At 71.8% G+C, this 12880-nt stretch carries 8 protein-coding genes, 1 tRNA gene and 1 pseudogene; 5 read left to right on the top strand and 5 right to left on the bottom strand.

Features of this window, described 5'->3' with window-relative positions; all coding sequences use genetic code 11:
* Nucleotides 1–280: 280 nt before the first annotated feature.
* Together B4N89_RS53000 and B4N89_RS15310 are read right to left on the bottom strand one after the other, a co-directional pair.
* Nucleotides 281–1012: a transglycosylase family protein gene (locus B4N89_RS53000; protein WP_321170691.1), complete on the bottom strand. Its 732-nt coding sequence runs from the start codon at nt 1010–1012 to the stop codon at nt 281–283.
* 935 nt (nt 1013–1947) lie between these two features.
* Complete coding sequence (locus B4N89_RS15310) at nt 1948–3741, bottom strand: serine/threonine-protein kinase (protein ID WP_078976394.1); 1794 nt, start codon at nt 3739–3741, stop codon at nt 1948–1950.
* A 251-nt stretch (nt 3742–3992) separates the two neighbouring features.
* On the opposite strand from B4N89_RS15310, the gene B4N89_RS15305 reads away from it, so the two are divergent.
* Nucleotides 3993–5783, top strand: coding sequence for a serine/threonine-protein kinase (locus B4N89_RS15305; protein WP_078976393.1), 1791 nt, complete (start codon nt 3993–3995; stop codon nt 5781–5783).
* A 2-nt stretch (nt 5784–5785) separates the two neighbouring features.
* Nucleotides 5786–6085 (top strand): hypothetical protein, encoded by a 300-nt coding sequence (locus tag B4N89_RS15300; protein ID WP_143657975.1) that lies wholly within the window; start codon nt 5786–5788, stop codon nt 6083–6085.
* Nucleotides 6086–6281: 196 nt separating this feature from the next.
* Here B4N89_RS15300 and B4N89_RS15295 read toward each other — a convergent pair.
* Nucleotides 6282–6370, bottom strand: a tRNA-Ser gene (locus B4N89_RS15295).
* A 112-nt stretch (nt 6371–6482) separates the two neighbouring features.
* The gene (locus B4N89_RS15290) at nt 6483–8006 is read right to left on the bottom strand and encodes a S1C family serine protease (protein WP_078976391.1); all 1524 of its coding nucleotides are present in this window, start codon (nt 8004–8006) and stop codon (nt 6483–6485) included.
* A 352-nt stretch (nt 8007–8358) separates the two neighbouring features.
* On the opposite strand from B4N89_RS15290, the pseudogene B4N89_RS15285 reads away from it, so the two are divergent.
* The 3 genes and pseudogenes from B4N89_RS15285 to B4N89_RS15275 all read left to right on the top strand — a co-directional run bounded on the left by B4N89_RS15285 (nt 8359) and on the right by B4N89_RS15275 (nt 10986).
* Nucleotides 8359–9197, top strand: a pseudogene (locus B4N89_RS15285) (glycerophosphodiester phosphodiesterase).
* 202 nt (nt 9198–9399) lie between these two features.
* A complete protein-coding gene (locus B4N89_RS15280) occupies nt 9400–9873 on the top strand; it encodes an ATP-binding protein (RefSeq protein WP_078976390.1) in 474 nt (157 codons plus the stop codon).
* A 141-nt stretch (nt 9874–10014) separates the two neighbouring features.
* Nucleotides 10015–10986, top strand: coding sequence for a DUF5926 family protein (locus B4N89_RS15275; protein WP_235618627.1), 972 nt, complete (start codon nt 10015–10017; stop codon nt 10984–10986).
* A 126-nt stretch (nt 10987–11112) separates the two neighbouring features.
* Here the strand turns inward: B4N89_RS15275 and B4N89_RS52610 are convergent, their stop codons facing one another.
* Nucleotides 11113–12819, bottom strand: a complete 1707-nt coding sequence (locus B4N89_RS52610; protein ID WP_078976389.1) for a sensor histidine kinase — start codon at nt 12817–12819, stop codon at nt 11113–11115.
* Between the last annotated feature and the right edge of the window lie 61 nt (nt 12820–12880).

The raw sequence follows: 12880 nt of genomic DNA, 5'->3' as shown, positions 1-12880 counted from the left end.
CCGGGGTCCCCGCGACGTTCCGTCCCCTCCACGGCACGCCGTAGTGCTGCCGGTGCCGTGGTGAACGAACCGGAAACATGTCCCCGCGACGGCCGCAGGCGGCCGTCTTTCCCTCAACCGCTTTCCCAACGACCGGAGGCGACCGCATCTCCCGGTGTGCACACAGGAGATGCGGCCGCCCCCGACCGTCTTCGCGCTCTTCACTCGACCGCCGTGCACCGCGTCGCGATCGTCACACGGCGTACGCCGAACCGTTCGGGACACCCGGCCCCGGGTGGTTCTAGCGCAGGACCAGCTTCTGGCCCGGGAGGATCATGTCGGGGTTGGTGCCGACCACGCCCTGGTTCTTCGCGTACAGCGACTGCCAGCCACCGCTCACGTTGTTCGCCGCGGCGATCGCACTGAGGGTGTCACCGGTCTTGACGACGTAGGTGCCCTCGGTCGCCGTGGTGGTGGTCTCGACCTTGGCGGTCGTCGGCTCCGACTTGGTGACCGGAGCGGACTTCTTCGGCGTCTCGCTCTGCGGCGCGACGGCGGCCTTCTTCGGCGTGGTCTTCGAAGTCGTGCTCTTCGGAGTCGACGCCTTCTTCGGGGTGGTGCTGCCCGAGTCGGGGCTGCCGCCACCGCGGGTCAGACCGGCCTTCTTCGAGCACACCGGCCAGGCGCCCGGACCCTGGGACTTGAGCACGTTCTCGGCGACCCGGATCTGCTCGGCCTTCGAGGCGCCCTGCGGGCTGCCGGTACCGCCGTTGGCGCGCCACGTGCTCTGCGTGAACTGCAGACCGCCGTAGTAGCCGTTGCCGGTGTTGATGGACCAGTTGCCACCGCTCTCGCACTCGGCGACCTTGTCCCAGGTGGACGTCGTGGCAGCGCCGGCCGAGGTCGCGGTCGCGAGCCCGACGAGCGGGGTGGCGGCGACGACGCCGACGATGGTCGCGGTGCGCAGGCGGCGCTGGGTACGGCCCATGCCGCGGTGCGTGTTGGTGCGACCGAAAGCGTTGCGGAGAGACATACATTCCTCTCGGAATTCCCCTGGGGCGGATGGACCGGCGCGATCCTTGCGGATCACCCCCGTCCGGAACCGAACGTTCACGCCACAGGCGTGATGTCCGATGCCGCAACCCCGCGGCCCTCCCAGACCGCGAGTTCCGCCATGCCGTGCCGGCGAGAACCCAGGAGGTGCGATTTGCACATCGCCAGGACCATAAACAGGTGATCCGGCCCTTATCAACCCGCTCTTGCATTTACGCAGGTCAGGATAGGTAGCGGAAAAGCCGGGCGCACCGCTCGGGAGCCCCTTCCGGGCCGGATTCGCGTTTACCGGGCCGCAAACCTGGGAACCTTTTGCCCGTTTTGACCACCGGCTCTACACGCTGCGCGTTCGCCCGGTGACCCAGTGTCGAATTATCACCGTCTGCGATCGATCGAGCACGGGTGTGAGCGCCTCGGGTCCGGTATTTCGGGGGAGCCTTAAACACCTTTATGTCCGACTTACACGTGTGGAGTGAGCGGCATCACAAATACGACCGTGGCAGTCGGTGGGCACAGCGGGTATAACCGGCCGGCAGCAGGCCGGGACACCCTTTCCAACCTGGGCATATGTACGCTGCGAGAGCGGACCGCCACCGGCCGGAAAAGTATGCCGAATGCGATCCAGGCCACATCCGGAGTTGTGACCCGCGCCACTTTCACCCCTGCGAGGGGCTATTTGCCGCCCTTTCGAAGGACACCGGCACGGAAGACATCCTTCCGGAAGACGGGGCCCCGGGAAAGGGCCGGTGTTATCACGATCCGGGCCGTCGGGAAAGCGGATTCCCTCGCGTCGAAAGTCGCGCCGGGCGCACCCCTATATATAGGTGTGCGCCACCCGGGCTCCGTCGTGCTCCACGGGGATCCGGTGCGCCCCGGCGCGGAGCGGTGACCGCCGGCGCCGTGGTCGGGGCGCCGTCACGATCCGGGCTTCCACTGGGTGGCGGCGATGGTGAAGGTACGCAGGCCGTGTCCGGCGTCCGCGTCCCGGACCCCGGTGAGCCACACCAGCACCAGGGTCTGCCGAGTGGTCTCGACGCAGAACCCCACCTTGCCCGCCGCGACGCTCGAATTGAGCACGGTCAGCGGCACCGAACTGGGCAATGCCGCGGTGCGGGCGGCGGTACGGCATTCCGCGGCGCTCGCGTCGGGGCTGCTCACCAGGCCCGCGACGGCTCGGGGATCCAGGAACCGCAGCTCGGCCGTGACCGGACGGTCGGCGTCGGTACCCGACTCGGTATGGCACGCCACGTACTTGAGCGTGGTCGTCGGCAGCAGCTCCCGGTCCTCGGCGTCCGGCAGGCCGGGCGTGACCGAGAGCTTCTCCAGGTCGATCCGCGTGGCGAAACCTCCCTTGCAGACGTCGTTTTCGAGGAACGAGGCGGCGGGAATCGTGGGTGCCTCGATCACCTTGGAGACCTTCGAGTGGATCTGCTTCAGACCGGTGGCGGGGTCGGTTTTGGAGCCGTCGGCCGACCCGGAGTCCTTGCCGCCGTCCCCGCCCCCGTCACCGTCCAGCAGCGGCGGGACGATCAGGACGGCGGCCACGACCACGGCCACCGCCGCGACCGCGGCCATCACGATGCGGGGCCACGGGCGGCGGCGGGTGGCGCCGTCGGGGTGGGGGTGGGCCGGCGGGGACGGGGGCGGCGGGCCGGGGAAGCCGACGGAGCCGGCCGCGTACGGCCCCGGGCCCACCATCGGCGGTCGTACCGGTGGCGCCGGCGAGGTCGACGGCCGTGGCGGGACCCACGGCCGGTCGGCCGGCTTCGGCGGCGGTGGGATCGCCGGGCCGGCCGGCACCGCCAGGTCCACGGCGGCCGGCGACGGGGCTGCCTCCCGCTCGGCGATCTCCCGGACGATGCCCGCAGGCAGCCAGTTCGCGCCCCGCACGAAGACGGTCACGTCGGCACCGCGTCGGCAACCTTCGATCACGTCCGCGAGCGAGGGCCGTTCGGCGGGCTCCTTCGCGAGGCACGCCGCGAACAGGTCGCGCAGCACCGCCGGGCTCGCGCTCAGGTCCGGGGCCTCGCCGACGATCCGATACATCAACGCCTGTGCGTGGCCCTGCCCGAAGGGGTGGTCCCCGGTCGCGGCATAGTGCCCGACCAGCGCGAGCGAGAACACATCGCTCGCGAACCCCACCGGCTTGCCCAGTACCTGCTCCGGCGACATGTACGCGGGTGTGCCGACCATCACGTCGGAGCCGGTGAGCGCGGTGGTGTCCGCCGCCCGGGCGATGCCGAAGTCGATCACGCGCGGCCCGTCGGCGGCCAACAGCACGTTGGACGGCTTGAGATCGCGGTGGATCACGCCGGCCGCGTGTACCGCCTCGAGCGCCTCCGCCACACCGGCGACCAGCAGCAGCACCGATTCGACGGGCAGCGGCCCGTGTACCCGAACGGCCTCGGACAGCGGCGGGCCCGCGACATACGCGCCGGCGAGCCACGGCAGCGGGCCGTCGGTGTTGCTGTCCAGGACCGGCGCCGTGTACGGCCCGTGCACGCGCCGCGCGGCCTGCACCTCGCGCTCGAACCGCCTGCGGAACTCGGCGTCCCGGGCCAGATCGGGCCGGACCACCTTGAGCGCGACCGGTTGCCCGCCGCGCGTATGCGACAGGTAGACGCTGCCCATGCCGCCCTGCCCGAGCCTGCCGCGCAGCACATATCCGGCGACGTCGCGAGGGTCGTCGGGTAGCAACGGATCGATCATGTGCACTCCCCGTTCAGTCCGCCCGAACCCGGGCCTGTCCCGGCCTCGACGCGACCGCGAGCCGTCGGCGACGGGACCGGATCCATGATCCCGAAGCCGGTCGAGGGAGTCCCATGCGACCCCGGTGTCACGGTGCGATGAAATGATCGCCTGCCGAGGGCACTTCCGGGTTCCGGATCCGGAGAGAGCGCCCCCGACGAATCGTGCGTCGCCGACGCGCGGAAACTCTGGAGCCTACGGGGGAACGGGGCATGTGGGGTCGGGGCACGGTGCTGGGCGACCGCTACACGCTGGCCGAGCGGCTGGGCGGTGGTGCCATGGGCGAGGTGTGGCGCGCCGACGACGGCGTGCTGGAACGGCGGGTGGCGGTCAAGATCCTGCTGCCCGCGCTGCTCGAGGACGCCAGGTTCGCCGAACGGTTCCGGCGTGAGGCCAAGGTTTTGGCGGCACTCGACCACCCGGGCATCGTCGACGTACACGACTACGGCGAGAGCGGAGCGGAGCCGCGCGTCGCCTACATCGTGATGGAACTCGTCGACGGCCTGCCGCTGGACGCGCTGTTGGCCGCCGACGACGCCGCCACCCTGCCCGTCGACCGCACGCTCGGCATCGTCGCCCAGGCCCTGGACGCGCTGCACGCGGCCCACCGGCGCGACATCGTGCACCGCGACGTCAAGCCGTCGAACCTGATGATCGGCGCCGACGACCGGGTGACGGTCACCGACTTCGGCATCGCCCACTCCACGACGGCGGGCACCAGGCTCACCGCGTCGCACTCGGTGCTCGGCACGGCCCGCTACATCGCCCCCGAACAGGCCCGGGGACTCGGGGCGGTGCCCGCGTCCGACCAGTACGCGATCGGCGTGCTCTGCTACGAACTGCTCACCGGGGAGCCGCTGTTCACGGGCGACGCGGTATTCGAGGTGGTACTCCGGCACATCCGCGAGCCCGCGCCCGAACTCCCGGCCGAATTCCCCGAGCCGGTCCGCGCCTTCGTGGCGAGGGCGCTGGCGAAGGCACCGGAGGATCGCTTCCCCGACGCGGCACACATGGCGACGGCGGCACGCGAGGCGATGGCGAGTGCGTCGATCCCGACGCCGACACCGACACCGGAGCCGACACGGACGCCGCCCGTCGCCGCGCTCACCACCCACGACCCGCCCGGGGCCGCCGGGAAACAACCGGCTTCACCACCCGCGCCGCCCGAGAACCCACCGGGCACACCGTCCACACCCTCCACGCCCTCCACGCCCTCCGAGAACCCACCGGGCACACCCCCCATGCGCGCCGACGAGCCGCCCGTTCCGACCCCGGCGTCCTCCACCGCGCAGCCGGATCCGTCCGTGACACCCGCCTCCACCGACGAGAAGCCCACTGCGCCGAAGTCCGTTGCGCCCGCGCCACCCGGTGCCGCCGATCACGCCCCCACCCCCGCCGCGACGCCGACTCCGCCCCCGGCGCCCGCCACCGAGGCAGGCCCACCCGCCGCACCGCCCGTGTCCTCGGCCCCCCGAGCCTGGAAGCGGCACGGCCTGGCCGCCGTACTCCTGGTACTCGGCGTAATCGCCGGCGTCATCGTCACCGTCCTGTACCTCAAGCCCTCCCAGGCCCAGGCCGACCGAACCCCCAACGCGGCCGACGCAAAATCCTCCCCAGCCGAAATCCGCACGTCCGGAGGCACGTCCGCCGATCCCGTCGCGGGCTCGCCAACCCCCTCGAACCCCACCCCCGGCGCCCCGAGCGGCAACCCCACCGGCAACCAACCGCCGAACGGCACGCCGCCACCCGAAACCGGCGGCGGCGCCCCCAACACGTCCACGTCCAACGGCGCGGGCGGCACCCCGGGCGGCGGCGCCGGCAACGGCAGCGGAGGCAGCAGCGCAGGCACCGGCACCAAGCCCAAGCCCACCACCCCCGCCCCGCCCCCGGCCCAATCCGCCCCCAGGGCTGCGGCGGCACCAAGTGGGGCGCGATCACCAGCGTCGCCGACGGCCTGCCCATCGGCCTCGCCGCCGACGGCCCCACCGCCGGCAAGGAGGTGATCATGGGCGGCCACACCCGATACGGCTGGGTGCACTCGACCTCGACCTGGGACTCCTTCAACACCTGCAGCCTGAACGGCCCGGCCCTCGGCCAACCGTACGGAAACGTCAACCGCGCCGAACTCGCCATCGGCTTCGGCTACTCCACCAACTGGAGCCTGACCACCGCCCCGACATCGGGCGCGGTCTACATCAAGGACTTCGGCGGCCAGACCTGCCTCACCAACAACGGCAACGGCAAACCGCTATCGGTAGTCACCTGCACCCCCGGCAACCCGGCCCAACAGTGGCGAGTCCCCTGAAACGTATCTCCCCCGCCCGGCCGACCACCCTCCCCAACACACGGCACAACCGCCGAACCCCGCACACAACACCACGGGACGCACACCTCGACCAAGGCGGGACCGGTGCCCCACGCAAAAGGTCGGCGGCACTCGCTCGAGTCACCTCGACCAAGTGCCGCCGACCTGCACGTTCCCGCTGTTCTACTGCTTCCTGCGGAGGACGTGGGATTCGAACCCACGAGCAGAGTCACCCCTGCTAGCAGTTTTCAAGACTGCCGCCATCGGCCACTAGGCGAGTCCTCCAGTGCCGCGACCCCGTTGGGGTGTGGGCGGCATCAGTCTCTCATGAGCGATGCCTGGGATCATCGGGGATTCCGGGGCGACCCGTTCGGACGGCCGAGGTGGGGGGTGGGGGTCAGTTGTCGCCTACGCGTTGGCCGAGGGTGACCTCGGTGGTGGCCTCCTTGCCGTCGCGCTGGTAGGTGACCTTGACCTTGTCGCCGGGGCGGTGGCTCCAGATCTCGCTGAACAGGTCCTCGTAGGAGCCGATCGCGCGGTTGTTGAGCCTGGTGATCACGTCGCCGGGCTTCAGGCCCGCCTTGGCCGCGGGGCCGTTGGCGGTGACCGGGTCCTGGCCGTTGGGGCTCTGGGCGACGATCTGCGCGCCGGTGCCGGTGTAGCGCGAGTCGGGCAGGATGCCCATCTGCGCGTAGACCGGCTTGTTGCCCTGGATCAGGATGTCGGCGACCCACCGGGCCTGGTTGATCGGGATGGCGAAGCCGAGGCCGATGCTGCCGGACTCCTGCTGCTGGCCGAACGGCGACTGGCCGCCGCCACCGGTGGAGCGGATCGCCGAGTTGATCCCGATCACCTCGCCGGCCGCGTTCAGCAGCGGGCCGCCGGAGTTGCCGGGGTTGATCGCCGCGTCGGTCTGGATCGCGTTCATGTAGGAGACCTTCTGCTGGTCCCCGGAGGCCACCGGGCGGTCCTTGGCACTCACGATGCCCGTGGTCACCGTGTTGGAGAGGGTGAACGGCGCGCCGATCGCGATCACCGGGTCGCCGACCGCGACCTTGTCGTTGTCGCCGAGCGGCAGCGGCTGCACGCTCGCCGGCATGTCGTCGACCTTGATCACGGCGAGGTCGTAGCCCTCGGCGCGGCCGACGATCTTGGCCGGCTTGGTGGTGCCGTCGGAGAAGGTCACCGACAGCTCGCCCCCGGCGGCGGCCAGCGACACCACGTGGTTGTTGGTGAGGATGTGGCCCTGCTTGTCGTAGACGAAGCCGGCCCCGGTGCCGGTCTCGGTGCCCTGCCCGGACACCTTGCCCTTGGTCTTGATCGTCACCGTGCTGGGGACCGCCTGCTTGGCGATGCCCGCCACGCTCGTGGGCGAGCGGTTCAGCGAGGCCGGGTCCACCGGCGACGAGGACGGGCTGACGCCGGCCGAGGACGGCTTGTCGTCGCGGTCCACGATCCACGCGCCCACGCCGCCGCCGACCCCGCCGGCGAGCAGCGCGGCCACCACGGCCGCGACCAGGATCCCCGAGGGGCGGCGCTTCGGCTTGGGCGGCGCACCGAAGCCCGGGTAGCCCGGGTAGCCGGGATAGGCACCGCCCGTCCCGAACGGCGGAGCCCCCGCACCTCCCGCACCCGGCCCGGCCGCGAACGCCGCCGGCACCTCGGCGCCCGGCTCACCCGTCGGCGGCAACTGCGCGGTCGGCGGCCCGACCGGCGTCGGCGGCACCGCCTCGCCCTGCGGCTGTCCCACGGTGGGCGCCTGCACCGGCTTGACCGGCACCTCGGCCCGGAACTCCGGCTCCGCCGACACGTCGGAGCGCCCCTCCGGGCGAGCCGGCTGCGGTGTGGCGGGAGACGATCCGTGGGCCTCCCCCGGCACCGGTGAACCGACTTCGCCGGTCACGTCGCGATCGTCACTCACGGTCTTCCTCCCACACACTTCGGAATCGTTGTGCTCACAGACTTCCCGACGCGCTGTCTGAACACCGTAAGCGCCGACGGCCCGAGCCGCCCACGCCCCTTATCCCGGGGTTATCCACGCAGGTCGGACCGCCCGCACCGGAACGAAAACCGCGCGGAAATCAGCGGAATTTCCACCACCCCGTCACGCCGAAAGCCGATCCTCAACCCTACGGAAGCCGATCCGGACCCCACACAGGCCACCCCCCGCCCGAACCCGGGGCGCCACCCGCGACCCGCACGAGCCCGACCCGTGCCACCGCCCGACATCCCGGCGTCACCCCACGCTCACCTCGGGATGGCACGATTGTGGCGTGTCCACCACCGGAGCGCGCCCACTGCGCGCCAACGTGCAGGTCGTCGCCCACCGAGGCGCCTCCGACACCGCCCCGAGCACACGCTCGCGGCCTATCTCCAGGCCATCGAGGACGGCGCCGACGCACTCGAATGCGATGTCCGACTGACCGCCGACGGCCACCTGGTCTGCGTCCACGACCGCAAGGTCGACCGCACCTCCAACGGCCGGGGCATCGTCTCGACGCTGGAGCTCGCGGAGTTGTCCGCACTCGACTTCGGCTCCTGGAAGGAGTCCGGCAGGGAATCCGGCGTCGAACGCGAACACCCGGACGAGCCGGAGGCACCCGACTGGGACCGCAGGTCCGTTCTCACCCTGGAACGCCTGCTCGAACTCGTGGTCGACGCGCCGCGCACGGTGCGCCTGGCGATCGAGACCAAACACCCCACCCGCTACGCGGGTCTGGTCGAGCGCCGGCTGGTCGACCTGCTGGAGCGCTTCGGCCTGTCCGAGCCGGCCGACGAGGACCCGTCGCTGATCCGGGTGATGAGCTTCTCCCAGCTGTCCCTGCGCCGGATGCGGCTGATGGCGCCCTCGCTGCCCACCGTGTTCCTGATGGAGCACGTCCCGCTGCTCTTCCGCGACGGCACGCTGCCCCGCGAGGTGCGGATCGCCGGCCCCAGCATCGACATCGTCCGGGCCCATCCGCGCTACGTCGCCCGCCTGCACCGCGCCGGGCACCGGGTACACGTGTGGACCGTGGACACCCCCGAGGATGTCGAGCTGTGCCTGCGGCTCGGCGTGGATGCCATCATCACGAATCGGCCACGACAGGTCCTGTCCCAGCTGTCCGGTTAGCCCCTATTGGGGGGCGTACGCTGGTAGCCTTTCGGGGCGTTATATCCGTCTTGGCGGGATCGCATACCCCTATACGCCCCTGGGCGAGTCGGAGCGCGTGCCGCGCCGCCGTTTCCCGTCCGCCGGCATCGGGCATCTCAAGCCCGACGCGCGAGACATGTGCGCGAGGCAGGCGTGTGCACGAAGGAGGCCGGGGGTGGCAATGGTCGTGGCCCGTGGGGTGCCCGATTCCGCGGCGGTGTTGGTACCGCACGCTCCGGTCGGGGTGTCCGCGGCTCGGCACCGTCTCGCCACCGACCTCGACGACCGCGGCATCGCCCGGGGCGTCGTGGACGACGCGGTGCTGATCCTCTCCGAATTGTTGAGCAACGCGCTGCGGCACGCCCGCGCGCTGCCCTCCGGCAACGTCCGCGCCGCGTGGTGGGTGCGCCCCGACGGCCTTCTCGCCATCGAGGTCACCGACGGCGGCAGCTCGACCCGTCCGCGCCAGGCCAGTCCGTCCCTGAGCGCGCACGGCGGCCGAGGATTGTCGATCATCGGCACCCTCGCCGCCGACTGGGGCGTACGCGGCACCCCCGACGAGGTCACCGTGTGGGCGCTGGTCCCGATCGAGTCGAGCGCCGCCGACCGCCTGTGGGACGAATTCGACCTGGACGCGGTGGACCCGCTCGACTGACCCGCCCACCCGGGCCCCGACCGCGCCGCCTCCCTCGGCCACGTGTTCGAGCGTCACCCCATGCCCGCGGAACTCAGTACCCTCGGATCCGGTGAGTCGTCGACCACCATCCCCCCGACACCGAGGCGGAGAGACCGCAGCATGGGCAAGAAGGCCGCGCTGAAGGGCCACACCGGCAACAAGACCCAGACCGCAGCCGCCACGGGATCCGTCCCGGCCGTCGGCGGTCGCGAACCCTGCCCGTGCAATTCGGGCCGCCGGTACAAGGCGTGTCACGGGCGCGAGGCGGCCTCCGCCGCCGAGACGCTCGTCCTGCGTCCCTTCCAGGGACTGCCGAACGAGTGCGACTGGATCGCGCTGCGCGAACTGGTCCCGGCCGCGACCGCGCAGCTCAAGCTCACCGGCGAGCACGCCGAGCAGACCGTCACGCTGGCGACCGTGCTGCCGATGGCCTGGCCCGCGCTGCGTCGCGCCGACGGCACCATCCTGGTCGGCCTGCAGACGCACACCAGTTCGGGTGACGTCTCCCGGGACCTGGCACACGCGCTGGAGCGCGCGCTCGCGCAGGAGGACGGCACGTCGGTGGCCCCCGGTCCGCTGCCCGAGTCCGGCGACCGCCTCCAGGACCTGCTCGACCCCTCCCACCCGCTGGAGATCACCGTCCACCAGGGCTTCGACTTCTGGGTGGACGACCCGACCGCGATGAACGCCGAGGTGAGCGCGTCGCTGGAGCGGGCGAACGCCGCGGCGATGCCGACCGTACGGCTGACCTCGGTCGACGCCGCGTACTGGTGCGGCACCACCGAGAAGAACCACCTGCGCTGGGTGATGCCGCACGCGGAGGAGGAACTGCTCGACGCCATCGCCCGGCTGCACGCGGCCGGCGAGTCGAGCCTGGGCGAGGGCACCCGCTTCGTCGGCTCGTTCCGCGCGCACGGGCTGCTCGTCCCGGTGTGGGACCTGCCGACCTCGATGTCCGCCGAGGACGTGGAGAAGCCGGCGCGCGAGTTCGGTGAACGGCTGGCCGCGGCGATGGCGGACACCAGCCCGCTGACGCCGCGTCAGCGCAGCGCCCGCAACGGTCTGCTGAACCGCCAGATCACCCTGAACTGAACCGGCCCCACCACCCCGGCCCGACCCGCACGCGAGCACCCGGATCGACCCCGATCCGGGTGCTCGCGTGACGTACACCCGCAGGTACACCCACGCCGAACACCGGCAGTAGGCCCGGACGGCGCCCTAGCCGGATTCCGCGACCCGGGGCACCAGCGACGGCGCGCCCGCGACCGCGCCCTCCACCCCGAAGCCCTCGCCCTTCGCCTCGGCAGCCTCCGCCTTCACTCGGACGGCCTCCGCCTTCGTCCCGGAAGGCGACGCGTCGTCCTCCGACCGTGCCCCCACGGCCGCCGCCGGCAGCTCGACCACGACGGTCAGGCCCGCCCCCGGCTCGGTCTCGATTCGGACCTCGCCCCGGTTGGCGGCCACGCCCGCCCACACGATGGCCATGCCCAGCCCACTGCCCGTGTCCGAACCGGCGCCGCTCGCCGTGCCGTTCGCGCCGTGCTCCCGCGCGGCCCGGAAGAAGCGGTCGAAGATGCGCTCGGCATCCTGCGGTCGCATCCCCGGCCCCTCGTCGCGCACCCGCAACACGACCCGCCGCTCCCCGCCGTCGCCCTCGCCCTCGGACGGCGAGACCGACACGTACACGGCCGCGGACACCGGCGTATGGGTCCGCACGTTGGCCAGCAGATTGCCGACGATCTGGCGCAGCGTCGTCTCGTCGGCCAACGCCACACACGCCTCGGGCGTGTCCACGTGCACCGGCCGATCCGGCTGCTGCGCGCTCAGGTCGGCGACCGCGTCGCGTACCACGCACACCAGGTCGATCGGCCGCGACAACAACCGCGGACGCTGGTCCAGCCGGGCCAGCGCCAGCAGTTCGTCCACCAGCCGGGCCATGCGCTCGGCCTCGGCCGCCATCCGGCCCAGGGCCCGGGTGCGCTCCTCCTCCGTCGCCAGCATGCCCTTCTCGTACAGCTGCAGATAGCCGCGAATCGCCGCCAGCGGCGTACGCAGCTCGTGCGACGCGTCGGCCACGAACCGCTTGAGATGCGACGCCGCGCGCTCGCGGATCTCGAACGCCGACTCGACCTGCTGCAACATCGCGTTCAACGCGGTCCGCAGCTGCTCGACCTCGCTGAACGAACGTTTGCGCGTCCCCACCCGCGCGGACAGGTCGGGCCGGTCCGGACCGCCCTCGGCGATGCCCGAAGCCGTCTCGACCATGTCCTCCAGGGGTCGCAGCCGCCACCGGGCACCGAAGTACATGAAGGCGCCCAGCAGCACCAACAGGGCGCCTCCGGCCAGCAGTTCGAAGTGGACCACCTTGTCCACCACGCCGTCGACGTCCTCGGTCGAGCGGGCGAGCAGGATGTGGTTGCCGTCGCTGAGGCGCGCCGAGACGACCCGGTAGTGCTCGCCCGCGAGCGAGATGGCGCGCGGCCGGTCGTGCCACGCCGGGTCGCCCGGATTCCGAACCATCGCCGCCAGGGCCCGCTGCAGGGCATCGGGCGGCCGGGCGCCGACCGACAGGGCGGTGCCCCGCGCGTCCACCACCGCGAAGGTCTTGCCGTCGAGACCGGCCGACATCAGCGCCTCGCGCAGGCTCGCCATCGAGGACAGCAGGGACATCTGCGCGGTGTTGATGCCGGTGCGCTCGATGCCGGTCCGGCCCGCGGTCAGGTCCTCGTCGACCCGGGACTCCAGGTAGTGCCGAATGCCCATCATGCTGATCCAGATCAGCAGCGCCAGTCCGATCGCGAGCACCGCGATGCTGCTCAGCGCCAAGTGTGCCCGCATGGCGACGATGTGCGGACGCTGCCGGGCGCGGCGCGGGAACCTCCGACTCCGCGTGCCCGGCGGCACGATCTCGTTGCAGCCGTCCATCCCGGGCTTCCTCTCGCGACGGCGAAACGGCCCGCGCACCCGCCCGCCCGATCCGCCCACG

It is taken from the genome of Embleya scabrispora, from assembly GCF_002024165.1.
Taxonomy (GTDB): Bacteria; Actinomycetota; Actinomycetes; order Streptomycetales; family Streptomycetaceae; genus Embleya; species Embleya scabrispora_A.
This window is presented reverse-complemented; position numbering and strand designations above follow the sequence as displayed.

What these genes read in the sequence shown, in the direction of transcription:
- B4N89_RS53000 (WP_321170691.1), bottom strand. Translation starts at nt 1,012, where the DNA reads ATGTCTCTCCGCAACGCTTTCGGTCGCACCAACACGCACCGCGGCATG.
- B4N89_RS15310 (WP_078976394.1), bottom strand. Translation starts at nt 3,741, where the DNA reads ATGATCGATCCGTTGCTACCCGACGACCCTCGCGACGTCGCCGGATAT.
- B4N89_RS15305 (WP_078976393.1), top strand. Translation starts at nt 3,993, where the DNA reads ATGTGGGGTCGGGGCACGGTGCTGGGCGACCGCTACACGCTGGCCGAG.
- B4N89_RS15300 (WP_143657975.1), top strand. Translation starts at nt 5,786, where the DNA reads ATGGGCGGCCACACCCGATACGGCTGGGTGCACTCGACCTCGACCTGG.
- B4N89_RS15280 (WP_078976390.1), top strand. Translation starts at nt 9,400, where the DNA reads ATGGTCGTGGCCCGTGGGGTGCCCGATTCCGCGGCGGTGTTGGTACCG.
- B4N89_RS15275 (WP_235618627.1), top strand. Translation starts at nt 10,015, where the DNA reads ATGGGCAAGAAGGCCGCGCTGAAGGGCCACACCGGCAACAAGACCCAG.
- B4N89_RS52610 (WP_078976389.1), bottom strand. Translation starts at nt 12,819, where the DNA reads ATGGACGGCTGCAACGAGATCGTGCCGCCGGGCACGCGGAGTCGGAGG.